Genomic DNA, 22,835 nt, shown 5'->3' with positions numbered 1-22,835 from the left:
TAAACTACTGTATATGCCTAAGAAAAGTTTCCGTACAGCCCCCACAGAAATCCACACGCCCCAGTGGGCCCGACTTCTGCAGGCCCGGCGTGAGAAACTGGGTTATTCCCGCGAAGGCCTGGCCCTGGCCGCCGGAGTTTCCCCTTCCCTTGTTGCCAAGCTCGAGCGAGGAGCCCACGACATTCGCGACATGAGCGTGGGGCGTTTACAGGCTCTGCTGCGCACCCTGCACCTGCCCTCGATTGAAGTGCTGCTCGGCGAGGGCACAGCGGAAGAGTTTGCACCCTCTGCCCCTGGCGTTGTCGCCATACCCTACTACCCTGCCCTGGCCCCCGCGTGCGTGGGGGAGGAAGCGCCCAGCAGAAGCTACCTGGACACCCGCCTGCTTCCAACCCGCCCGGGCTACACCAGCTTCTTTCTGGCCTTGCTGGAGCGGGAGGCGCTGCGCTCAGAGGAGTTGCAGCTTAGCGAGGGCTCTGTACTGGTGGTCGAACGCAGAGCGGTTCTGGAACGGGGCGTTACCCTGCTCGGCTTTGTCGAGGAAATCCGCCGCCCCCTGATTTTCCGCCTCCCCTCCGAGGCCAGTCTGGTACGTCCGGTCGGGGGCACCGGGGCAACCTTCTGGCTTCTGCCCGACGGCTCACTCCAGACACCTGCGGGCCGGAAGGCCGCGTATGTTCCGGTGGGCATCGTTCATGGGGAGTTCCGCCAGCCATGAGGCAGTGCGCTATATATACCCGGGTATCCACCGAGGAGCAGGTTGAGCGCTACTCCCTCGAGGCTCAGAAGGAGGTGCTCACGCGCTGGGCTGAGGTACTGGGGTATGAGGTAGCGGCGACCTACACCGACCCTGGCTACTCAGGAGCCCAGGAGGATCGCCCCGCCCTGACCCGCCTGCTCGCGGACGCACAGGAGGGACGTTTTGCGGTGGTGCTGGTCTACCGGCTGGATCGGCTGGCCCGCAAGGTGCGTCTGGCCTACGACCTCATCGAACGCCTGGAGGCCTGTGGGGTGGGTCTTATGAGCTACTCCGAGCCGAACATCAACACCACCACCCCCATCGGCAAGGTGGTGCTGGGAATCATGGCTGTGTTTGCCGAGTGGGAACGGGACACGTTCGCCGAGCGCAGCCGCCTGGGACTGCGTAAAGCCGCCCAGAGCGGGAAGTACCTGGGTGGGATTGTGCCTTATGGTTACACCATCGAGGATGGCCGCCTCAGTCCGCAGCCCGAGGAGGCGGTGGTGGTACAGCAAATTTTCACCTGGGTGGCCGAGCGGGGCTGGAGCACCGAGCGGGTAGCTCAGGAACTCAACCGCCTCGGCATCCCCCCCAAATACCGGCGGGATGGCCGTGGGGTGCGGGGTCAGCGTACTGCCGGGGTCTGGCGGGGGGGCGGTGTGCTAAGGCTGCTTAAGAACCGAACGTACATCGGCGAGTACACTTACGGTAAACGTACCCGCAAAGTCCAACCGGAACTGGTTAAGATTGCCGTGCCGCCCATCGTGGAACCCGCTCTCTTTGAGGCCGCGCAGGAACAACTCTCGCGCAATACCCTGTTTGCCACACGCAACGCCCGTAGCGTGTACATGCTCAAGGGGCTCATCCGCTGCGGAACCTGCGGACGTGCCTATGCTGGATCAGCCGATTACTACGCCTGTGTGGGGCGGGTAAACCGCCAGGCCTCACCCATCCCCTCCATGCGCTGCACCGCACCCCACGTGCGCCGGAAAGATCTGGAAGAGGCCATCTGGCGCGACATCCGCTCGTTTCTGCTCAACCCTGGTAAGGCGCTTCAGGCTTTCCTGAAAGGGGAGTCTCGTGAAGAGAACGAGACCGCGCTGCTGGAGAAACGTCTGCGCTCCCTCCTCGACGCCCGTACCCGGCTGTTGGATCTGTACCTGGAGGGGGGAGTAGATAAGGAGAGTTACTTTAGCCGCCTGGAAGAACTGGACACTCGGATCAAAGAAGTACAGGCCGCTCTAGAAGAGGCCCGTCGGCAGGTGATCGAGGAACGCAAACGTCAGGAATCGCTGTCAACACTCGAGGATCTGGCCCGCCAACTGCGGGACAGAATAGATAAACTTACCCCGGAAGAGAAGCAGGCGGTCGCACGGGAGCTTGTAGAAGTGGTGACAGTGCGCCCGGGCAAGGGTGAGGTTCAGGTAGAGGTGCGTTACAGGTTTGGGCAGATTGCACCTCACACGGGCAGGGATTCATGGCCGCAATCAACAAAAACCGCGCAGGATAGGTGAAGCTGGCCCGGGCCCGCGAGATGGTCACCACCCCGTCCTCCAGGGGCTGACGCAGCACCTCCAGGGCATCGCGGGAAAACTCGGGGAACTCGTCCAGGAAGAGCACCCCCCGGTGAGCCAGGGAAATTTCACCCGGTTTGGGGATGGTGCCCCCGCCAATCAGGCCCGCATCGGAGACGGTATGGTGGGGGCTACGGAATTGCGGGGTTTTGATGAGACCACGCATCAAGCGTCCGGCAGCAGAGTAGATGCGGGTCACTTCCAAGGCCTCTTCGTTTTGCAGCGGCGGTAGCAGCCCCACCATACGCTTGGCCAGCATGGTCTTGCCCGAGCCAGGGGTGCCGGTCATCAGCAGGTGGTGAGCCCCAGCCGCAGCGATTTCCAGGGCCCGCTTGACCTTGGCTTGGCCTTTCACATCGAGCAGGTCGAGCGAGGCTTCCAGATTTTCTACCAAGTCTTCTGGACGGGACTCACGCAAATCTTCCTGACCGAGCAGGCAGCGTACTAATTGCGCCAAGTTAGCCGCACCGAAAACCTGGACACCTTCAACCAGGGCAGCTTCTTCGGCAGAAGCGTGTGGCATGAGTAGTTTGTAGCCATCTTGAAGGGCACCCAGTGCCAAATTCACTGCACCCGGCACCGAGCGCAACTCCCCATCTAGGCCCAGCTCGCCTGCCGCCGCAAAACCTTGTAGGGCCTCGAGCGGGATAACCCCCTGCGCGCAGAGCAGCCCCAACGCAATGGGCAGGTCGTAGTGGGTGCCTTCTTTGCGCAACTCGGCCGGGGCCAGGTTGATCACCACCCGCCCCTGGGGGTAGGGAAACCCGGCGTTCTTGAGGGCCGCCCGCACCCGCTCGCGCGACTCCTCCACGGCCTTATCCGGCAAACCCACCACCGCATAAAAAGGCATGCCCTGCGAAACGTCCACCTCGACCGTGATGGGCTGGGCCTCGAGGCCAAATAAGCTATAGGTTCGTACTTGCGCCAGCATAGCTACCGCCCTCCAGCTTAGCGGGAAGCTTTGCAAATCTTGGGTAATTGCCAAGGTCGAGCGTCCCAAACAGCTGAGGGCTTGGCGTACCCTCCACCCCACAAACCTCTCCCCTCCCGCAAGTGGCTGTTATGCTGTTAGCCAATGAACGACCATCACGACATGGGTACGGAAGACCAAGACAACACCATCCCCCGTCGCTTGATTGGGGAAGTATCGTACGTGTTGTTTGTATCGGCACCCAGGGTTATTGCCGAGGGCATCAAGGCCCGGTTGGAACAAAGCCGTATTCCAGTCCACCTCGAGACCCCTTTCACCAGCTTTGGCCTGCCCGAAGCCTACATGGGTACCTACATTGGGGATGTGAGCCTCTGGGTGCCCGAGCTCTTGTACGACGAGGCGATGCTGATCATCGAGCGAGGCCACCAAGGAGAACCATCATGAGCGTAGTGGGGATTGACCTAGGCGGAACCAAGATTATGGCGGGGGTGTTCAGCGAGGGCGTCATCAAAGCTAAGGTCACGGTGCCCACGCCGGAAGAAGGCGGCCCGGCCGTGATCGAAGCCATGGCTCAGGCTGCACGGGCCGCCATAGAGTCTGCGGGTGTGGCCGTGCAAGCTATTGGCCTGGGCACCCCGGGGCCCCTCGACTTCAAGCGGGGCCGGATCAAGTTTGCCCCCAACATCGCCAACTTCACCGATTTCCCCATCGTGGAACTGCTCGAGCAGGCCACCGGCTACAAGGTCTACATGGAAAACGACGCCAACGCCGCGGCCCTGGCCGAGCACAAGCTGGGGGCCGCCCAGGGCGCCGAAAGCACCCTCTACATGACGGTCTCGACCGGGGTGGGGGGCGGCTTTGTCTGGGGCAACAAGGTGCTGCGGGGTGTAAATGGGCAGGGAGGCGAGATCGGGCACATCACCATGCAGCCGGGCGGCCCCCTGTGCGGCTGTGGGCTGGATGGCTGTCTCGAGGCCCTGGCCACCGGCCCGGCCATGGAGCGCATGGCGCTGGCTTCCTTCAAGCGTGAGATGAACACCCGCGAGCTATTCGCGCTTTTCCAACATGGCGACCCCAGGGCCAGCCGCATCGTGCTGCAGGCCGCAAGCTGGGTGGGCATCGCGCTGGCCTCGCTGGTCAAGTGCTACGACCCCGAGGTGGTGGTGCTGGGGGGTGGGGTGGCCCTCAACGCGGGACAGGCTTACCTGGACGAGGTGCTGCGCGCCTACCACCGCTACATGGAAAACTGGATCACCCCGCCCCTCCACCTAGCCAAACTGGGGGGCGAGGCTGGGCTGTTGGGGGCGGCCTTGACGGCGGCCATCGAGGTCGGTGAGGCCTAAGCAGCGTTGTCAAAATCACACAATTCCCTTCACAATGCCCGTAAACTCCTGGCTGGCCATGATTACCATGTACACAACTTCCTGGTGCTCCGACTGCCTTGCTACCAAACAAGCCCTCTCTACCCTTGGGTTGCCCTACACCGAAGTAGATATCGAACAAGACTTGAGCGCGGCCGAACTCGTCATGAAGGTCAACAATGGCAAGCGCAGCGTGCCCACCCTGGTTTACGGAGATCACGCCGCTTCGATGAGCCGTTTCTCTATTGCCAAGCTAAAGGCCTGGCTCGCTCAGACCGGGCTCGAGGTCAACAAAAGTTAGAGCGGTTCTCGGAAAGAACCCAGTCATCCTCAAAAGTCCAAAAATTGTGCTGAACTCGTTTTTTGCCGCTAGGTAACTCGAAAACATGCGTCTGCGCCAAGACGCATTCTCGTTTTCGTTAGCGGCAAAAATAGAGGGAACCGCGATGGCTTCGCGTAAAAAGAACAACCGGGGCTCTTGGCCCCGGTCTTCTGTTTGAGGATTTAGTATTTCCTCGCGGCTTCTACCGCGCTACGAAAAAATTCGAATACCTCTACTTTCGGCGCGGACTGGGCCTGGGCCGAAGGGGCCACGCGGTAGGAGGTGGCCTCCATATCAATCAGGCCGCTTTCGGCACTGCTGGTGAGGCGGATGCTGGCCCCAGCCGGAACCCGAAACCAGATGTCAAGTTCTTCTTTCACGGGCAACAACAGGGCATTGTCGGCTAGGGCACCCGCCTGAATGCCAGGAAGGAAAATCACTCGAGCTTCGCGGGGCTCCTGGATTTCGAGCATAAGGGGCGCGGCACGGCCCGAGATACCCACACCCAAGGGGTTTTCCACATAGATGTGGCCTTTGAGGTGCAGCAGCGAGGCTTCATCGTGGCTGGCCCACATGATGCCTGAAGTGGTGGCCTGCGAAGGGGTACGTACCCAACGAACGTGACGGCCATCTACTTCAAAGCCCTGTCCAAAACGGGCTTCTTCCAGCAGAGCCAGTTCGCTGCCTTTGGCAATCTCACCTACGCTGGGCCCCATCGGCAGGGTTTCGTTCATACCCAACCAGGCCTTGAGACCATAGCGCGTCCAGCCAGGGAGGGTGTTGACGAAAGTGCCCCAGTCGGCGGTATCGCCCGCCATCAGGCGGTGGTAGGCCTCGGCCATGCGCTGTTCTTCCATGGCGCATTGTAGGGCAGCCTGGCGATGGTACTGCTGGCGACGGCCCGGCTGCAAGCCCAGATACAAGACCCGCCGGCTGGCATCGTCGGAGAACTGCCACTGTCCGGCGTAGACCAACCAGCCCCGGCGCTCGAGCTCGTCCAGATAAGGCGTCGCTTCCAGCGCATCCAGCAAGCCCTGGCTGTAAGACCCTGGATGCACCGAGAGCCGCTCCAGCGACAGGCGGGCCTCCAGCGAGAGCATCCGGGCCTCGAGCTGTACCTGGGCCCGCACCCGCTGCGGCAGGGGCACCTCGGCCCCGGTATGGGGCACGGCCAACAGCTCCCGCAGGTGGCCGGGCGAGCCCCCCGAAGCTAGGAACAACAGGGCCGCTTGCGCGAAGGGAAGGTTCGAGAGCATGGAGGCGCGGGCCTCGGCCCACGACAGGGGGGGCAGGGTAATGTAGCGGGTGCGTTCGGCAGGGTAGTGGCTGCGCAATTCCAGAATTAGTTTGGGGTCTTCGCCGTAGGAGGAGCGTTCTACCACCCAGAGCCCATCGCGGTCGGTAAGAATGCGCTCCATCGAAACATCGGCATACGGTGGGCGCAGGTAGTGCAAGGCCTTGCCACCCCCCCGAGGCCCCTCCAGAAAGGGCATACCCAGAGCTTTGGCCAGGGCCTGGGCAAAGGCAGTACGCCCCGAACCGGGGCGACCCATTAGGATCAATACCGAGGGTAGGGCAAGCTGTGAGGCCACCTCCTGCACCAACCGTTCGCGCCCCACGGTGCCGGAGCTATTGGCCATGAGCTGTGAACGCTGGCCCTCGAGCCAGGCCCGGAATTCCACCGAGAGTTCTTCCAGTCCCTCCATCGGCGCACCCGGAGAAGGCGTACGATCCAAGGAAACAAAGGGCGGGAGTTGCAAGGGGTCTTCGCCGGCTTTAAACAGGGTGTAGCCCAGGGGTGCCAGGGCCTGGCTCAAGCGGTGCAGTTCAACCCGCAGGTTTTGCGAGGCCGCAGTATGACCCCAGAGTAGATCGGCTAGAACTTCGCGCCGGGTAGCGCCCTCCAGGGCCAGATAAAACAGAATGGCCAAACCCTTGCGCTGGAGCTTTAGCTCGCGGCCTTGATATTCCAGCCGGGCTGGCCCCCATAGTTTGAGTTGGATCGGTCCTCCAGCTTTATTCATGCGTACACTCCTTGCAAATCCCCTTGGGGTCCAGGTGAGTTGCTTACGCCAACCGAGTACCTTACGGCATTCCGGTGAAGCATTCGCCTGGTGGCGAAAGTCCCGGTGTGAATACCATGCTGGCAATGTCCGCAAAACTCGCGGTGCGCTATTAGGGCATTGGGGTATACCACCAGGGCCGATTCAGCACGGGATTGTTTTCGCAACCCCTGCCGGGATACAGACATCAGCGGACGGCTCGAGCCCGCTCGCCAAGTCTCTTGCTTGTGACCTCCTTTTCTCAAGCGTGAACTCCTTCGTTAAACCTCCATTGCAGGGTAACACGGTAAAGGGGAATCCCGTGGTCAAAATGCACAACCAAGTCACACCCCTGTTTGGGGGGGTGCTGGTGGCTAAGCGCAGGGGGCTCAACAACGCATCAGCCCAACCATCAACGTTTGTGTAGGTGCTTGGGATAATTTCCACGTGTTTCACCTTGTAAGGGCCTGGTAGATTTTGTCGTAACTGCAAAGCCTTACGCAAACCCGCACATTTTCAGTCTGCCCCCGAGCTGTGATGTATAAACAACCCCAACCCGTGTTGATAAGGGACAATCGGTGCGTATGTGGCTCATCAAAGTTTTGCTTCTTCTAGCAACCTTCGGCACAGCCCTAGCCCAATCCTCTAACTGGCCGCCCAAGCTCGAGACCGGCCAGGTCTGGAACTTCGCTATCGAGTTCTCCGGTCAGCGCTACGCCTGGAACGTTCAGCTCGGCCCCATTCAGGGTGGGGCTTTTGCCGCCAGCGCCGAAGGGTTGGACAAACGCAGCGCTCAGGTGGCCTACTTCGCCGATACCTTGCCGGGCACCAACTACAAGAATGTGTTGGTTTTCGACTTCAAAGCCCCAACCACCCCCTCGAGCTTCGCTTCGCCCTTTACCTGCATCATCCAATCCAACGGCCAGGGCTCGGTGGTCATGGCCGGGATACCTTGCCGCGCTAGCCTAGGGGCCGCCGCAGTGGGCGCGCCAAGCACCGCCGGAGCCCCCATCTGGCTCAAGGAAGCCCGTAAAGAGCCGGTGCCAGGGCAGACCTGGCGGCTCGAGGCTTTCAACGTTGCTTGGAACCTCAGCTTTAGCAAAGCCGAAAGCGACGGATTTTCTGGCACGGCCAAAATCGTGGAAAACCGCAGCGGCGATCCGCTCCCTGCCGACTGGGCCCTGCGCCTGACCTATCTGGGCCGCACCATCCGCTTGGATATTTCAGTCGGACAAGCCATCATCTCCTGCCTGCTGGAAGACCAGTACCAAAACGCAGTCAACGGCACCCTGCGCGGCGAGGCCAACCTCTTTAGCCAGGGCCAACAGGGCAGCCGGGGCCAGAGTAGTTGCCGGGTAGTGCTGCCATAGTAAGTTGCACCGGGGTAGATTGGCAAACCAGCAGAATCGGCCTATGCGTACCTGGCGCAATTTTCCACCGATCTTTCGAGGCCGTACCTCGCATTTCAATTATGGAGATACTCGGATGGTCGCTTTATCCTCATTCATGTCGTATCCTGGTGAATAAATTTGACCCACAGGAGGCGCCGTTATGCACGAGGACACCAGGGCTGAGGTTCGGCAAGGGCAGTTTTTCCGCTATGCTCTTCCCAAAGGCTGGTCAGTGGCCGAGGACGGGAATTTCGCGGTTGTCCTGGTAGCCCCCGACACGGCTGCCCTGACCATCATGGTGGGCAATGCGGGACTTCCCATCGGCTACAACCCCATGCAATACGTTTACGAACGGCTTGCACCGCAGTTCCCTAATTTGAGACTGGGTCAGCCCCAACCAGCCCAGCCCGTGATGGGGATGCGCGGGGCTTGGGCCTTCGAACTTGCCTACAACTTCAATGGGAAGCCCTGCAGGGGCATCGCCAAGTGCAGCGTGACCTCCGGCTACGATAGTTCTACGCTGGTCATCACTTGTGCCGCAGCCCAAGAGAGGCAGTGGGCAGGCTACGCCACCTGGCTACCACAAATAGCCGAACAGATTATTCCCACCCACAACGCGGCCTTTGGAGCCAGCGCAATGATGATGCAAAGCCTGCGTAACTCCATCGCGCTACGGCAGCAAGCCCTGGAATACCATGAATGGTCGCGGCAAACCTGGCAGTCAGTTGTGGCCCATCACGATCAAATTCAGGAGAAGAACAACTTCCATTTCCGCGAGAACCTAGGAGGTGTGGAAACCTTTGTCAATCCGTATGATTCGAAGTTGGTTGAACTCTCCAGCCAGCACACCTACCATTGGGTGAACCGCCAGGGACAGGTCTTCTCCACCAACAACCCCAGCGAGAACCCCAACGCGGGCAGCAGCGAAGAGTGGGTGCCTATGATTCGCTACAAACCCTGAATGTTTGGGTATTTTACCCCCAACCCTTCAGCCCTCAAAACCCAGTTCAATTGCCAAAGCTACACCCAAGGGCCGTGTAGTTTTCCCCAAGAGCTGGCTTTCCACTTTGGGCACTTGGCCTTAGGCTGGATAGCGTGCCAGGAATTGCTATTATCGGAGCCCAGTGGGGCGATGAGGGAAAGGGCAAAGTAACCGATGCCCTCGCAGAAAATGCCGACTTTGTGGTGCGCTACCAGGGCGGGGCCAATGCAGGCCACACCGTGGTGGCCCAGGGTAAAACCTTCAAGCTCAACCTGCTGCCCACCGGGATCATCCACCCCCAGGCTACCAACATCCTGGGCGACGGCATGGTGATTGATGTTTTTCGCTTCGCCGAAGAGATGCAGAACATCCATGCGGAAGGCTTGCAGCCCAAGGTGCTGGTTTCGGACAAAGCCCATCTGGTACTGCCGCATCACAAGGCGGTGGAGAGCCGCAACAATTTTGTGGGCACCACCAAGCGTGGCATTGGCCCGGCCTACTCCGACCGCGCCCGCAGGGTAGGAATTCGAGCCGGCGATCTGCTGGACGACGCCGTGCTCAAAGAGCGGGTCGAAACCCTGCTTACCGAAAAACCCAACTCCACCCGCGAGGCAGGCTGGGATTCCCCCAAAAAGGCCCTGGCCGACCTGCAACGGATGCGCGAAATTTTAGCTCCCCACATCGCCGATACCGGCCACCTGCTGCGCGAGGCCATCAAGCACGGCAAAAAGGTGCTCTTCGAAGGGGCCCAGGCCACCCTCCTCGACCTCAACTACGGCGACTACCCCTATGTGACCAGCTCACATCCCACGGTGGGCGGCATCATTGTGGGAACGGGGGTGAACCACAAAGCCATCAACAAGGTCTATGGGGTCGCAAAGGCCTATGCAACCCGGGTGGGCAACGGCCCCTTCCCTACCGAACTGCACGGCGAAGAGGACGAGTTTCTGCGGCAAAAGGGCGGTGAGTTTGGCGTGACCACAGGCCGCGCCCGCCGCACCGGCTGGTTGGATTTGGTGCTACTCAAGTACGCCTGTGAGGTCAATGGGTTCGATGGGCTGGTTCTAACCAAGTTGGATGTGCTCTCCGACTTCAAGACCGTGAAGGTAGGGCTCGAGCACCGGCCGGACGGAACCGTAAAATACGAAGAACTACCGGGTTGGGGCGACCTTTCGGGTATCCGCAGCCGCGAACAGTTGCCTGCCAGCGTGCGAGATTTTATAGAGCTGATCGAAGAATATACCGAGACCCCGGTGGTGATGTTCTCCACCAGCCCCAAGCGGGAAGACACCTTTGGCGCGGTGAGCTGGGTATAGCCTATAAATGCAGCATACATTTGCCGGTTCGTTCATGGCCTACGCTGTTTTTGATGCGTGGTCTGTTGGTTGTTGCGGTTTTGTTCACAATCTGGTCACAAGTCGCCTTTGCCCAGAACAACTGGTCGGCCCTTCAAAACGGGAGCATCGTTCTGCTCCGACACGCCCTTGCCCCTGGCACGGGTGACCCCGCCAACTTTCGGCTGGACGACTGCTCTACCCAGCGCAACCTGAGCGACGAGGGCCGCGCCCAGGCCAGGCGGCTTGGCGAGCAGTTCCAGGCCAGAAACATCAACGTAACCAAGGTGCTCACCTCGCAGTGGTGCCGGACGCGGGAAACCGCACAACTGGCTTTCCCCGGACTGGTACAGGACGAGCCTGCCTTCAACTCGTTTTTCAGCGACCGTTCTACAGAGGCTGAACAAACCAGAGCTGCACGCCAGATTCTATCCCAGAGGCGTGGGCCGGGGGTGCTGGTGGTGGTGACGCACCAGGTCAACATCACCGCCCTGACCGGGGTCGTTCCGCAGTCGGGCGAGGGCGTGGTGGTGCGCATGCGGGGAACCGAGGTGGAGGCGGTGGGGCGAATAAGACCCTGAACTTAGCGCAGCACCTCGCCCGGCTTAATCCGCAAGGCCCGCCAAAGGGGCAGCAGCGAGGCCAGCATCACCACCAAGAGGCTCATAGCCGAAACCCACACAAAATCGGAAGCCTTGATGTCCACCGGTAGTCGGGTGAGAAAGTAGAGCTCGCCCGGTATTTCTACCGGACGCCACCGGAAGTAGCTGGACAATCCCCAGCCCAGCAGGTTGCCCATTAGGATGCCCAGGGTTCCCAGCATCAGCCCCTGCAGCGCAAAAACCCCTGCCACCTGGAGGCCCCGTGCCCCCATCACCCGCAGGAGCGCAATATCGGGGGTTTTCTCGATAACCGAAAGCACCAGCACGCTGGCCATACCCAGCGCGGCCACCACCACAATCAGAAACACCACAATGCCAATCACCCGTTTTTGCAGGGCCAGTTGCTCAATTAAGGTGCGGTTGCTAGACTGCCAGGTCTGGGGAAAGTAGCTGCTGCCGGCCAGGGCCACCCCAACTTCGGGGGCCTTATCGGGGTCGCGCAGGCGGAACTGGTAGCCCGAGAGGGCGGTGGGCTGTTCCATCAGTGCGCGGATATCGGCCAGGGTGGTGAAGGCAAAGCCGGCATCGAGGAGGTAGTTGCCGGTCTGAAAGGTGGCGACCACCTCGAGCTCTATCCGCTTCTGGTTGATCGAGACCAGGAATAGCTTATCGCCCGGATAGGCCCCCAGGCTGCGAGCCAGCGCACTGCCCAGGACAATGCTGCCCTCTCTGAGTCGGGACAGGTCGAGATCGGGGTAGACCGCCTGTCCCCCCTCCCCCAGGCCAATCAGGGTAGCGAAGTCGGCGCCCGCTCCCCGGCCTGCCTCGGCGCGGCGGGTGAGCAAGGCCTTGCTCAAAAAGACCGGGGCCTGCCCCACGACCTCTGGGTTTGCCGGTGGAGCAGGGCTGTTTTCGGGGTTCAGGCTTTGCAGATAGAGGTGGGGCACCGCTTTGAGCGTTGCGTCCACCAGCCCCTTGATAAAGCCATTGGTGAGCGAGAGGGCGGTAGTGAGCACCATGATGCCAACGGCCACCCCCAGCAGCGTAATGAGGCTCTGGGTACGTCGGTAACGCAACTGGCGCAGGGCGAGAAACCAGATGAATTTCATATCGAGGGCCAGACGTCAAGAGGCCAGCGCCCGGTGCTGTTGGGCTCCAGACGCTAAACCCTCTGCTATCTTACCCACGCCCGCGCTGAATAACTGTCACCCTGACGTTGCGTACCCCGAAGCGGATGGCGGTACTGCGATCCGGCAGCCATACATCCAGGCGCTCCCGTTTGCGCGGATGCATGGTATCTTCCACGACAAAAACCCTGTCCTTAAACAGGTAGTTGAAACGCCCTTTGCCTACCCCCGCCGGCGTACCCAGGTCTTCCAGCATCACTTTGGAGCCATAGGGCAGTTCGCGCAGCATATCCCGGCTAACGGCGATGATACCGATGCGGGTGCGTGCACCCGTGGCGGTAATGAAGGGCGTACTGTCGGTTTCCCGCACCGAGGAGGTATAGGCCGTGGCCTTGAGGGTCATCACCCTGGGGGCCTGGGCCCAGCTCAGTCCAAATGCTGCAATTAGCAGAATCAGGCTCGGAATGTGGAGGCGGAATAATCCTTCCATACCTCCTCGAGGGTAGGGGGGTTGTTCTCAGATTCTCTTAGAAAGCGGGGTAACGACTCTCATTTATTTGTTAGAGTTTATTGGAGCAAAACCAGATAGTTTTTATTTTTGCTTGCCGGAAGGAGTTTGTTCTAGCTTTTACTTTATGAGTTCAACATAAAGTGTTTCTTGAGGTTTCTCATCTCCGCTATGACAGCTTTCTGACATCTTCTACGTCCCTGTATGTCCAGTTTATATCGTGCCAAACGGATTTTCGTCTAAGCAAAACGGCAAATCCTCGTTACGTTTTGGGCATATAGAAGTAACGCCCAAACGAACCGCTATGTCGGATTTGAACATCCGACTGCTTCATTTTTAGCTGGTTGGCATTATTCCAGCACTGCAAGGTAATCGTAGAGGTCGGGCCCTCCTGGGTGAATCTCAAGGCTGAGGTCGGAGAAGGCCTGAGCGATCCGAGCCGCCAGGACATCCAGGGTGTCTTTGGTGACCGTGGGGCCGTGGAAAATGGTCAGTATCTCGTGCTCCTGTTCCTGGATGGCCAGTTGGATCATGTTGAAGAGGGCGTCCTCGGGGGTATCGGCCGCCAGGGCAAGTTTATCGTCGCGTAGGCCGATGGGCTGGCCCTCCCGGACACTCACCCCCCCAATCTCTACGCTGCGGCTGGCCTGGGTTACCTCCAGGGTGGCGGCGTGCCGGGAGGCTGCCTCCATTTCGGGCAGCAGCTCACTCGAGGGCACCTCGGCCTGATAGACCACCGTAGCGGCCAGCCCCTGGCCCATGGTGCGGGTCGGGATCACGTGCACCGTCTTACCCTCGGCCAGGGCTGCCGCTTGCTGGGCCGACATAATCACGTTCCCGTTGTTGGGCAGCACGATCACCTCGGGGTTGGGGAGGCTTTTGATGGCGTCCAGGATGTCCTGCACACTGGGGTTGGCGGTCTGTCCCCCGGCCACGATACGGGCGCCGAACCCCCGAAAGGCCTTGACCAGTCCCCAGCCATTGGCTACCACCACCAGACCGGTGGGGGGCGGCGCTTCGTCGGCAGCCCCCGCCATCGAGAGGATTTCGGTGTGTTGCTGGGACATATCCTCGACTTTAGTGCGGATCATCTTACCGAAGCGGGCCACGCTGGCCAGCAACCCATCGGGATCGTTGGTATGGATGTGGCCCTTGACATAGCCTTCGGCCCCTACCACCAGCAAAGAATCCCCAAAAGACGCGACCGCCTCGCGGATTTTTTCCACCGGCTCGGCCACGCCTTCCATCAAAAACTCGGTGCAGTAGCCGAATTCTTCCTCTTCAAAGGCAGTCTGGGCATATTTCTCGATCTTGGGCGGTTCGGGCAGGGGCAGGCCCTTGAGGTAGCCCTCGAGGCCCTCTACCAGCCGCAACAGGCCCATGCCACCGGCGTCCACCACCCCCGCTTGTTTGAGCACCGGCAGCAGTTCGGGGGTGCGGTCGGAGGCTTCACGACCGCTCTGCAAAGCCCCTTGCAGCACTTCCTCGAGGCTGGCCGCCCCGTTTTCCGCCGCTCTGCGAGCGCCTTCTGCCACGCCCCGCGAGACGGTCAGGATGGTACCTTCCACGGGTTTCATCACGGCCTTGTAGCCCATGCGAGAGCCCTCCTCGAGGGCCTGGGCCAGCAAGGCCGGCGAAACCGCAGGGGCATCTTTGATAGCCTCGGCGAAACCCTTGAGGATCTGCGAGGTGATCACCCCCGAGTTCCCCCGCGCCCCCAGCAGCGAACCATAGCTGATGGCCCGGGCCACATCGCTCATCTTGCGGGTGTCGGCCAGATCCAGCTCGCGCCGCACCGATTGCAGGGTGAGGTGCATGTTGGTGCCGGTGTCGCCATCGGGCACCGGATACACGTTCAGGGCGTTGGTCTCCTCCACGTACACCGCGAACCAATCGGTCGCGTAGCGGAAGGCGCTGGCCAGTTCGGCAGGCGAAAGGGCATTAGCCACGGCAAACCTCCTGCACTGCTCCCCTACCCACGGCTCACCCCCACCACATGGATTCGCACGGTGGAGAGCTCGGCCCCCGCCAGGCTTTTAGCGGCCCAGTGCACCCGTTCCCCGATGCTATCCACCACGGTGGGGATCCGCGAGCCAAAGGCCACCACCACGTAAAGGTCGGCCTGGTACTTGCCGGCTGCGTTTGGGTCGGGCTTCACCACCACCCCCTCGCTGGCCTCGCTACGGCCCAGAATGCGGCTGATGGATTCGCGGATACCGGCAGGACTCATCCCAAGCACACCCGGCACTTCGTGCGCAGCCAGACCCAGGATGGCGGCCAGTGCGCTTTCCGTAACGGTGATGTTCCCTTTCAAAGTAAGCCTCCAGATTTCGATTGTTTACCCTTCAACCCCACCCTTTCCTGTAGCCAGAAAGCGAATGCTCGGGGTTGATTTGATTCCTTACGACGTAACTATAACGTAGCCCAACCCGCTTTCCAACCTTACCGGGTATCGCTCGAGGGCCTGGACCCCCAAATTACTTCAGGACTTTGGGATGATCCCTCGGATCAAGCCACCACAAAGTCATCTATTCCGGACACCCTAGCGCCCGTTGTTGCTTTCGATAAGGGTGGCTTCCAGTCGGCCAAAGTCACGCCCAAAGATGATACGCACCGGGGTACGACGGGCATCCTGGCGGTACCAGACTTCTACCAGCAGGTCTTCACGGGCAAAACGATATCCAACTAAGCCGTTCCCTGGCAGATATTCCAACCTTCCTTGGGCCAGCTTGGGATAGTCTACCGCGTGAACCAGGCGGGTCTCGGGGCGATGGCGCAGGTAGTAGATCAGCGATACCTGATCCACCACCTCTTCATTTGAACTGCTCCAACTGGATTGCTTGCCGTCAGGGTGCGTCACCCTGGCCCAGGAGCCGTTGTTCTCCTGGCGCTCGAACACCAGCCGGGTCGTGCCTTTGAGGGGTTCGGTCAGGGTTTGCCAGAAGCGGTCGGTAAAGAAGTCGTAGCCGACCTGGCTTTCCGACTCGAGGCCGTATCCCAGCGCCTGCGCCAGCCCGGTGGGCTCGAGCTTAAGTCGAAAGCGCCAGCCACCCTCTACCGGATCGGCGCTCAGGTATAGCTTCCCCACCCCCAGGCCCTGCCAGGAGAGGTTGTAGGTGAGCCGCTCACCCGCTGGCCAGGGCACCGGCTGCGCCCAGGCCAGGGAACCCAGGCTCCCCAGCAAGAACAAAAACCACCACCCTCCCCGAAACATAGGCCTTGCTATACAGGGTACAGCAAAGCCGGTGATGCTTCGGGTTGGGGCGGGGGTAACGGTTACAGGACCGCTCTGGGGTCGGTGTAGGTCAGCCCGAAAGCTTCCGCAACGCCCAGGCAGGTCAGCTTGCCCTGATGGGTGTTGAGGCCCAGCATCAAGGCGGGGTCGTCGTGCAGGGCTTCCAGGCCCTTCTCGGCCAGCCGCAGCAGGTAGGGCAGGGTCTGGTTGGTAAGGGCAAAGGTGGAGGTGCGTGGCACCGCGCCCGGCATATTGGCCACCCCATAGTGAACCACCCCATCCACCACATAGGTGGGGTCGGCGTGGGTGGTGGGCTTGATGGTTTCCACACAACCGCCCTGATCCACGGCCACATCCACAATCACCGAGCCCTCCTTCATGGTGGAGAGCATCTCACGGGTAATCAGTTTGGGCGCCTTGGCGCCGGGAATCAGCACCCCGCCAATCAGCAGATCGGCATGGCGAATGGAGGCCGCAATGTTGGCCTCGGTGGACGCGAGGGTAATGACCCGCCCACCAAACACATCGTCGAGGTACTGCATCCGCGCCTTGCTGACGTCCAGTATGGTGACCTGCGCCCCCATCCCCAGCGCTATTTTGGCGGCGTTGGTGCCTACAATTCCCCCACCGATAATCACCACGCTGGCCGGGGCCACCCCCGGCACCCCGCCCAGCAGCACACCGCGCCCACCGTGGGGCTTCTCCAGCGCTGCCGCCCCCACCTGAGGGGCCATCCGCCCCGCCACCTCGCTCATGGGCAGCAGCAGGGGGAGCGAGCCATCCTCGAGCTGCACCGTTTCGTAGGCAATGCCGGTTGTTCCCCCCGCCAGCAAGGCTTTGGTGAGCGGCTCGTCGGCTGCGAGATGCAGGTAGGTGAACAGAATCAACCCCTCGCGCAGGTATTTGTACTCCTCGGCGATGGGCTCCTTAACCTTGACCACCAGATCGGCGGCCCAGGCCTCTGGGGCGCTTACAATTTCGGCCCCGGCTTTTTGATACTCGGCATCGGAAATTCCCGAGCCCACACCGGCGCCCTGCTGCACCAACACCCTGTGCCCCCGCCGCACCAGGCTGGTCACCCCTCCTGGTGTAAGGGCCACACGGTTCTCGAGCGTTTTGATCTCCTTAGGAACCCCGATTATCATAGCGACCTCCTGTTTTTTCCAAGGTTAAGTGGCCTGCCCGGCAAAAGGAAGGGGCGTCTTAAGCATTTGGCGGGGCTCAACCTTGAGTTCTTAAGCCATAATTGTCTTTATGGCTTCCAAATTGTTAGATAAGGCCAACCTGGCTATTCTGAACGAACTCCAACAGGACGGACGGCTCTCCTACAGCGAGTTGGGCCGGCGGGTAGGGCTCTCGACACCTGCCGTCAGCGAGCGGGTACGCCGCCTCGAGGATGCCGGTATCATCGTGGGCTACGGTGCACGGATTGACCCCGGTGCTTTGGGATACACCGTCACTGCCTTAATCGAGGTGGCCACCCCACCGGGCCGCTACCAGCAGATGCTCGAGTTTGCCCGCGCCACCCCGGCGGTGCGGGAGTGCTATTTTGTGACCGGCGAGTCTTCTTTTGTAGCCAAGGTCATGACCCCCTCAATACAACACCTGCAAGCGCTAATCCAGCAGTTGGGTTTTTATGGCAGCACCCGCACTTCGGTGGTCTTGTCCCAGCCCATCATCAAAGAGGCCTTTGAACTTAGAGAAGGCGCGGGTTAGGAGCCAGTAGTGGGATACTTATTGAGACCCGCACCAACAGCAAGGACTGACCCGGCCGTGATGGGGATGCTGTTCGAGCTTCATTCCTTGAACACCCGTTTGATGCGCAGCTTGAAGCCATCTCCCTCGGCAATGGCCACCAGGCGGCGCTTGGGCCCGACCAGGGCAACCAAACCCTTGGCCGGAATGGGCAACGGAACGCCCTCCATCACCCGCTTGGCCTCGGTGTGGGAGAGCTCGACACTGGGACAGGAGAGGACCTCGAGCTCATCCAGTGTTTTGTGGATGTCCAGGTTTTCGATGGTCTGGGCCTGCTCGAGGCCAACCTTCCCCACCCTGGTTCGCACCAGGCCCGACAGGAAGGCTTTACTTCCCAGTTGTTCACCCAGGTCTCGGGCAAACGAGCGCACATAGGTACCGGGCCCCACCACCAGACGAATCACCGCGGTGGGATACTCGCCCACCGGTTTGGGCAGTTCCACCTTGCGGCCCCGTTCGGAGAGCTGCCAGCCCGTCGCTGAGGGGGCGATGCGGTGGGCGATGGGGGCCAGGTCGTAGGCCAGTAGACTCACCTCGAGGTACTTAACCGGGCGGGGCTCGAGCTGGATGGCCTGCCCTTTACGCGCCGCTTCATAGGCCTTGACCCCCCCCACCTTAACCGCCGAGTAGGCCGGTGGGGTCTGCTCGGTCACATCCAAAAAGGCCGGCAGGGCCTGCTCAATCTCGCGCCGGGTTGGACGTTTGGGGCTCTCTTCCACAATCTGCCCTTCGGCATCCAAGGTCAGGGTGGTCACCCCAAACGAAACCCAGGCGATATACTCTTTATCTTCTACGGACAAAAAAGGCACCAGCTTGGTCGAAGCATCCACCGCCAGTATCAAAACCCCGGTTGCTAAAGGGTCGAGGGTTCCGGTATGGCCCACCCGGCGCGTTCCAAGTCGTTTACGGGCCATATCCACCACGTCGTGCGAGGTGCGGCCCAACGGTTTGTTCACGGCAAAGAGAGCCATGCCAGCGGATTCTACACAGAAACAACCCGCCACGGGTAGCCAGTGATACCGGATTCGAATAGACAGTCATCCATCAAAAAATCCAGGTGGCACGGCTGACTCACGCTAAAGCCTCCCCTACGCGGTAGGGGAGGTACTGGCTGTCCTTCGGCCAGCTAGGAGGGGTGGGTTCCGAGGTCGTCCATGCAATCTGTGATGGCATGGACTGGTGCGGAACAAACCCCGCCCTACCCACCCCTAGGCGGTAGGGGTGGACTTTACGATGCCGGCAGGCTGATTGACGGGTTTTCAACCTTCGGCTCAGCTTTTTCAGCTTGTTGGATAACTTCGAACTGACGTTAGAATACACCCGTCGGTCGGGTTAGTTCGGAGGCGAACTAACCGAATCTGGTAGGAACCACTCCCCTACCCTCATCACCGCACCTATTCCGTAAACTCTTAGCATGAACTGGCAACTGCACTACCAGCGTTTGAAGTTTTCCCAGCCCAGCGAGGGCGTGCTGGAAATTATCCTCTCCAACCCAGGTCGGCTCAACGCCGCCGATAGCCAGATGCACCGCGAGCTGGCCTATGTCTGGCGGGATATAGACGCCGACGAAACCATTGGGGCGGTACTGGTGCGGGGCGAGGGCGGGGCTTTTAGCAGCGGGGGCGACTTTGAAATGATCGCGGAGATGATGCGAGACTACGACGCCCTGCTGCGGGTCTGGAAGGAAGCCCGCGATCTGGTGTATGGGGTGGTGAACTGCTCCAAGCCCATCGTGGCTGCCATCGAAGGCCCTGCGGTGGGGGCCGGGCTGGCCGTCGCCCTGCTGGCCGACATCAGCATTGCCGGCAAGACTGCCCGCATCGTGGATGGACACGTGCGGTTGGGGGTAGCAGCGGGCGACCACTCGGTAATGGTCTGGCCTTTGCTGTGTGGACTCAGCAAAGCCAAGTATTACCTGCTCCTGAACGAGCCCCTATCGGGGGAAGAAGCCGAACGCATCGGTTTAGTATCCCGGTGTGTGGAAGATGGAGCGGTGTACAACGAAGCCCTCAAAATCGCACAAAAATTGAGCCAGGGTGCCCCTACCGCCATTCGCTTTACCAAGTATGCCCTCAACAACTGGCTGCGCATGATGGGGCCCAACTTCGATACTTCGCTGGCGCTGGAGTTCATGGGTTTCTTAGGGCCTGATGCCAAAGAAGGACTGGCTTCACTCCAGGAAAAACGCAAACCCAAATTCCAGAAAAAATCCCCTCTCTAGCGCGCTCTTGACAATTATCGAGCGACTCATCATTGAATGGTTTTGTCCTGCACAGCACAGTTGCCTTCCATCTAGGAGGCAGCGGCTGTGAAGCGTGCGATAAAGCACCATGTACCTCTATAAAAAACTACCAGCACCAGCTTTGGATTCACACCGGACTTCCTAGCATAAATAACCACCCACCTCGAGCTGTACGCTATCTGCAATCAACTGGGGCGTGTGTACTGCTTGCTCTATTGCGGGGAACTACCCTGTGTTGGGCCTACCAAAAACCCGGTTGACCAAGGCCACACTCAGCAAGATCAAGGCCATGCCTGCAAACAGACTCCAGGTCAGGGGCTCGTCCAGAAACAGGTGACCCCAAAGAATGCCGAATGCTGGGATTAGGAAACCCACGCTGCCCGCCTGCGTAGGGCCGGCGGCGTTGATGAGGTGGAAGAACAGCAGGTTGCCCAGCGCGGTAGCCACCAGCGCCAACAACAAAAACATTCCCAGGATGCTGAGGGGAGGCGGTTCTGCTGGTAGGGTAGCCATAGCGGGAACCACCAGCAACACCGCTCCAAGCAACAACTGACCAGTTACGGTAGCCAAGGGTGTACCTCGGCTATAGCGCCGTGCAAAAACGGTGCTATAGCCAAAACACAGCGCCGCCAAAATACCTGCCCCGATTGCCAGCAACACCATAGGGCTGAGGGCTACGGGGCTCCAGCCAACCAGGATGCCGACGCCCACAATTCCCAGTTGCAAGCCCAGTATTTGGCCAAAGGTAAAACGCTCCTTGAGCCATAACGCTCCAATCAGGGCCGAAAACAGCGGGGCCAGGGCATTGAGAATGGTAGCCATCGAGGCGTTGATATGTAGAACCGAGAAGGCAATTAAGCTAAAAGGAATGGCTGCATTGGTGGCCCCCAATACCAGGTATTCGAACCAACGCCGGGAGAACTCGAGGTGTCCTCTTGTCCAGCGCAGATAGAGAAGCAACAGCAACCCCGCCAACAGCAACCGCCCCTCGACCTGCGGGAATGTGCCCATCACCGGTGTGACCACTCGAGCCAACAGGAACGATGCCGCCCAGATCGCCGCCAACAAAAACAAAATCGCCAGATTTCCAAGCTTCATAGAGCACTCTTTAAAAAGATCGGCCAACCGCTGCCGCTAGAAACGCCCCTGCACCATACAGCCTATTTGCTTTCAGAAACAGGCCTGTACGAAGGGTTTAGAAATTAGCAGAAGAAAAAAGCTGCTCGCGGCTCGAGCTCCCAGGCCCAACGCTTCCTGCGTTACTATGGTGTGTATGCGCCTTCAGCAATTTCTGGCTCGCGCGGGCATTGCCAGCCGCCGCAAGGCGGAGGATTTGATTCGCTCTGGACGGGTTTCCATCAATAATCAGGTCGTGGGTATTGGGGCTGTGGTGCAGACCGGCGACATCGTGCGGCTGGATGGTGAACGGGTTCGAATGCCCCAGAAAAACGTGGTCATCGCTTTACATAAGCCCAAAGGCTACACCACCACCCACGAAGATGAACATGCCGAAAAACTGGTTTATGAGCTGGTGCCCAAGCACCCTGGCCTGCACTCGGTAGGACGGCTGGACAAAGATACCGAAGGGCTGTTGTTGCTTACCAACGATGGTCAGCTCACCCAACTGCTTACCCATCCCCGCAACCAGGTGCGCAAGCTCTACCGGGCTTGGTGCAAGCGCGGTAGGGTCAGCAAAGAGGCTTGCCAGCAGTTGGTACAAGGGGTGATGTTGGGGGATGGCCTCGCCCGAGCCCTCGAGGCCCAGCCCGTCAAAGATGGTATCAAGCTGGTTCTGGCCGAGGGGCGCAAACGCGAGGTGCGGCGTATGTTGGGCAAGGTGGGGCATCCGGTAGAACGCCTGGTTAGGCTGGCGGTGGGGCCGATTGAGCTGGGAGACCTCGAGGCCGGCACCTGGCGCTACCTTACCCCCGAGGAAATCAAGCTGCTGTACACCAACGCCGGACTGCCCCGATTGAGCAAACCCGCCCAAGCTCAGCGCCAGAAGCCAGCTACGGCCATCAGTCGAGCCACGTCTCCTAGTAAACGCAGTGAGTCCCAGCCAAAACCGGAAGCAAAATCACCCCAGGCCAGTGTACGAGCCAAAAAGAGTGCCGTAGAATCGAGCAGTGAGCGTCTTTCAACCCGGAAAAGGCAAGGTACAACTCAGCGCGGCCCAAATCGCCGCCCGAATACGCGAACTAGGCGAGCAGATAAAACGTGATTATGCAGGCCAAGAGCCTCATCTGGTCTGTGTGCTGAACGGGGCTTTTATCTTCATGGCCGATCTGGTGCGGGCCATAGACATGCCGGTAACTATGGACTTCCTGGCAGTTTCATCCTATGGCAACGCCCAGAAAACCAGTGGGGAGGTGGAGCTACTCAAAGACCTACGTATCCCCATTGCAGGCCGCCAGGTGATTATCGTGGAAGACATCGTGGATACCGGCATCACCATCAACTACCTGTTGCGGATGCTGGAAGCCCGCCAACCCGCCTCGCTCAAAATTGCCGCACTGCTCTCCAAGCCCAGCCGCCGCAAAATTGAAGTGCCCATTCACTACCTGGGATTCGAAATCGAAGATGCCTTCGTGTATGGCTATGGCCTTGACCGGGGTCAGTACGACCGCAACCTGCCCTTTATCACTTCCCAGGCCTAGCTGGGTTAGAAGCCAGGGGTTCCGGGCTGTGCA

The 22,835-nt window shown here is 60.1% G+C and carries 22 protein-coding genes and 1 pseudogene; 13 read left to right on the top strand and 10 right to left on the bottom strand.

Features of this window, described 5'->3' with window-relative positions:
• Positions 1-13 precede the first annotated feature (13 nt).
• Both WKI89_RS05055 and WKI89_RS05050 read left to right on the top strand, forming a co-directional pair.
• Positions 14-718, top strand: a complete 705-nt coding sequence (locus WKI89_RS05055; RefSeq protein ID WP_337868128.1) for a helix-turn-helix transcriptional regulator — start codon at positions 14-16, stop codon at positions 716-718.
• Positions 715-2,253 carry a recombinase family protein gene (locus WKI89_RS05050; RefSeq protein WP_337868127.1) on the top strand — a complete coding sequence of 513 codons (1,539 nt, stop codon included), beginning with the start codon at positions 715-717 and terminating at the stop codon, positions 2,251-2,253. Before WKI89_RS05055 ends, WKI89_RS05050 begins: the two co-directional genes overlap by 4 nt.
• On the opposite strand, the pseudogene WKI89_RS05045 reads toward WKI89_RS05050, so the two are convergent.
• Positions 2,201-3,244 (bottom strand): annotated as a pseudogene (locus WKI89_RS05045) (YifB family Mg chelatase-like AAA ATPase); the annotation flags it as partial. The gene WKI89_RS05050 and the pseudogene WKI89_RS05045 overlap by 53 nt on opposite strands.
• Positions 3,245-3,388: 144 nt before the next feature.
• On the opposite strand from WKI89_RS05045, the gene WKI89_RS05040 reads away from it, so the two are divergent.
• The 3 genes from WKI89_RS05040 to WKI89_RS05030 are packed head-to-tail and all read left to right on the top strand — an operon-like array spanning position 3,389 to position 4,906.
• On the top strand, positions 3,389-3,688 hold the full coding sequence (locus WKI89_RS05040; protein ID WP_337868126.1) for a hypothetical protein: 300 nt from the start codon (positions 3,389-3,391) through the stop codon (positions 3,686-3,688).
• The gene (locus tag WKI89_RS05035; RefSeq protein WP_337868125.1) at positions 3,685-4,587 is read left to right on the top strand and encodes an ROK family protein; all 903 of its coding nucleotides are present in this window, start codon (positions 3,685-3,687) and stop codon (positions 4,585-4,587) included. The genes WKI89_RS05040 and WKI89_RS05035 overlap by 4 nt, the downstream gene beginning before the upstream one ends.
• Before the next feature lie 34 nt (positions 4,588-4,621).
• The gene (locus WKI89_RS05030) at positions 4,622-4,906 is read left to right on the top strand and encodes a glutaredoxin family protein (protein ID WP_337868124.1); all 285 of its coding nucleotides are present in this window, start codon (positions 4,622-4,624) and stop codon (positions 4,904-4,906) included.
• 203 nt (positions 4,907-5,109) lie between these two features.
• Here the strand turns inward: WKI89_RS05030 and WKI89_RS05025 are convergent, their stop codons facing one another.
• On the bottom strand, positions 5,110-6,951 hold the full coding sequence (locus tag WKI89_RS05025) for a transcriptional regulator (protein ID WP_337868123.1): 1,842 nt from the start codon (positions 6,949-6,951) through the stop codon (positions 5,110-5,112).
• Between the two features lie 602 nt (positions 6,952-7,553).
• Here WKI89_RS05025 and WKI89_RS05020 point away from each other — a divergent pair.
• The 4 genes from WKI89_RS05020 (at position 7,554) to WKI89_RS05005 (ending at position 11,257) form a co-directional block, all read left to right on the top strand.
• Positions 7,554-8,339, top strand: a complete 786-nt coding sequence (locus tag WKI89_RS05020; RefSeq protein ID WP_337868122.1) for a hypothetical protein — start codon at positions 7,554-7,556, stop codon at positions 8,337-8,339.
• Positions 8,340-8,520: 181 nt separating this feature from the next.
• Positions 8,521-9,321 carry a hypothetical protein gene (locus WKI89_RS05015; protein ID WP_337868121.1) on the top strand — a complete coding sequence of 267 codons (801 nt, stop codon included), beginning with the start codon at positions 8,521-8,523 and terminating at the stop codon, positions 9,319-9,321.
• A gap of 134 nt (positions 9,322-9,455) precedes the next feature.
• On the top strand, positions 9,456-10,658 hold the full coding sequence (locus tag WKI89_RS05010; protein WP_337868120.1) for an adenylosuccinate synthase: 1,203 nt from the start codon (positions 9,456-9,458) through the stop codon (positions 10,656-10,658).
• A 53-nt stretch (positions 10,659-10,711) separates the two neighbouring features.
• A complete protein-coding gene (locus WKI89_RS05005; protein WP_337868119.1) occupies positions 10,712-11,257 on the top strand; it encodes a histidine phosphatase family protein in 546 nt (181 codons plus the stop codon).
• Between the two features lie 2 nt (positions 11,258-11,259).
• On the opposite strand, the gene WKI89_RS05000 is transcribed toward WKI89_RS05005, so the two are convergent.
• The 6 genes from WKI89_RS05000 to ald all read right to left on the bottom strand — a co-directional run bounded on the left by WKI89_RS05000 (position 11,260) and on the right by ald (position 17,293).
• Positions 11,260-12,387 carry an ABC transporter permease gene (locus WKI89_RS05000; protein ID WP_337868118.1) on the bottom strand — a complete coding sequence of 376 codons (1,128 nt, stop codon included), beginning with the start codon at positions 12,385-12,387 and terminating at the stop codon, positions 11,260-11,262.
• 70 nt (positions 12,388-12,457) lie between these two features.
• Complete coding sequence (locus WKI89_RS04995; protein WP_337868117.1) at positions 12,458-12,895, bottom strand: hypothetical protein; 438 nt, start codon at positions 12,893-12,895, stop codon at positions 12,458-12,460.
• A gap of 368 nt (positions 12,896-13,263) precedes the next feature.
• Positions 13,264-14,862: a DAK2 domain-containing protein gene (locus tag WKI89_RS04990; RefSeq protein WP_337868116.1), complete on the bottom strand. Its 1,599-nt coding sequence runs from the start codon at positions 14,860-14,862 to the stop codon at positions 13,264-13,266.
• Between the two features lie 23 nt (positions 14,863-14,885).
• On the bottom strand, positions 14,886-15,227 hold the full coding sequence (locus WKI89_RS04985) for an Asp23/Gls24 family envelope stress response protein (protein ID WP_337868115.1): 342 nt from the start codon (positions 15,225-15,227) through the stop codon (positions 14,886-14,888).
• Between the two features lie 228 nt (positions 15,228-15,455).
• Positions 15,456-16,127, bottom strand: coding sequence for a DUF3108 domain-containing protein (locus WKI89_RS04980; RefSeq protein WP_337868114.1), 672 nt, complete (start codon positions 16,125-16,127; stop codon positions 15,456-15,458).
• A 62-nt stretch (positions 16,128-16,189) separates the two neighbouring features.
• Positions 16,190-17,293 carry an alanine dehydrogenase gene (gene ald / locus WKI89_RS04975; protein ID WP_337868113.1) on the bottom strand — a complete coding sequence of 368 codons (1,104 nt, stop codon included), beginning with the start codon at positions 17,291-17,293 and terminating at the stop codon, positions 16,190-16,192.
• Between the two features lie 109 nt (positions 17,294-17,402).
• Between ald and WKI89_RS04970 the strand changes: the two genes are divergently transcribed.
• Entirely contained in the window at positions 17,403-17,864 is a 462-nt protein-coding gene (locus WKI89_RS04970; protein WP_337868112.1) for an Lrp/AsnC family transcriptional regulator, read from the top strand.
• A gap of 80 nt (positions 17,865-17,944) precedes the next feature.
• On the opposite strand, the gene truB is transcribed toward WKI89_RS04970, so the two are convergent.
• On the bottom strand, positions 17,945-18,874 hold the full coding sequence (truB, locus tag WKI89_RS04965) for a tRNA pseudouridine(55) synthase TruB (protein WP_337868111.1): 930 nt from the start codon (positions 18,872-18,874) through the stop codon (positions 17,945-17,947).
• A 443-nt stretch (positions 18,875-19,317) separates the two neighbouring features.
• Here truB and WKI89_RS04960 point away from each other — a divergent pair, with 443 nt between their 5' ends.
• Positions 19,318-20,124, top strand: coding sequence for an enoyl-CoA hydratase/isomerase family protein (locus WKI89_RS04960; RefSeq protein ID WP_337868110.1), 807 nt, complete (start codon positions 19,318-19,320; stop codon positions 20,122-20,124).
• A gap of 246 nt (positions 20,125-20,370) precedes the next feature.
• On the opposite strand, the gene WKI89_RS04955 is transcribed toward WKI89_RS04960, so the two are convergent.
• The gene (locus WKI89_RS04955) at positions 20,371-21,243 is read right to left on the bottom strand and encodes a DMT family transporter (protein WP_337868109.1); all 873 of its coding nucleotides are present in this window, start codon (positions 21,241-21,243) and stop codon (positions 20,371-20,373) included.
• A 175-nt stretch (positions 21,244-21,418) separates the two neighbouring features.
• On the opposite strand from WKI89_RS04955, the gene WKI89_RS04950 reads away from it, so the two are divergent.
• Both WKI89_RS04950 and hpt read left to right on the top strand, forming a co-directional pair.
• On the top strand, positions 21,419-22,366 hold the full coding sequence (locus WKI89_RS04950; RefSeq protein WP_337868108.1) for a pseudouridine synthase: 948 nt from the start codon (positions 21,419-21,421) through the stop codon (positions 22,364-22,366).
• Positions 22,272-22,802, top strand: a complete 531-nt coding sequence (hpt, locus tag WKI89_RS04945) for a hypoxanthine phosphoribosyltransferase (RefSeq protein ID WP_337868107.1) — start codon at positions 22,272-22,274, stop codon at positions 22,800-22,802. Before WKI89_RS04950 ends, hpt begins: the two co-directional genes overlap by 95 nt.
• The last annotated feature ends 33 nt before the right edge of the window (positions 22,803-22,835 follow it).

This window comes from Meiothermus sp. (assembly GCF_037443965.1).
In the GTDB taxonomy this organism is placed as follows: Bacteria; Deinococcota; Deinococci; order Deinococcales; family Thermaceae; genus Meiothermus.
The sequence above is the reverse complement of the archived record's forward strand: the minus strand, read 5'-3'. Positions and strand labels throughout refer to the sequence as shown.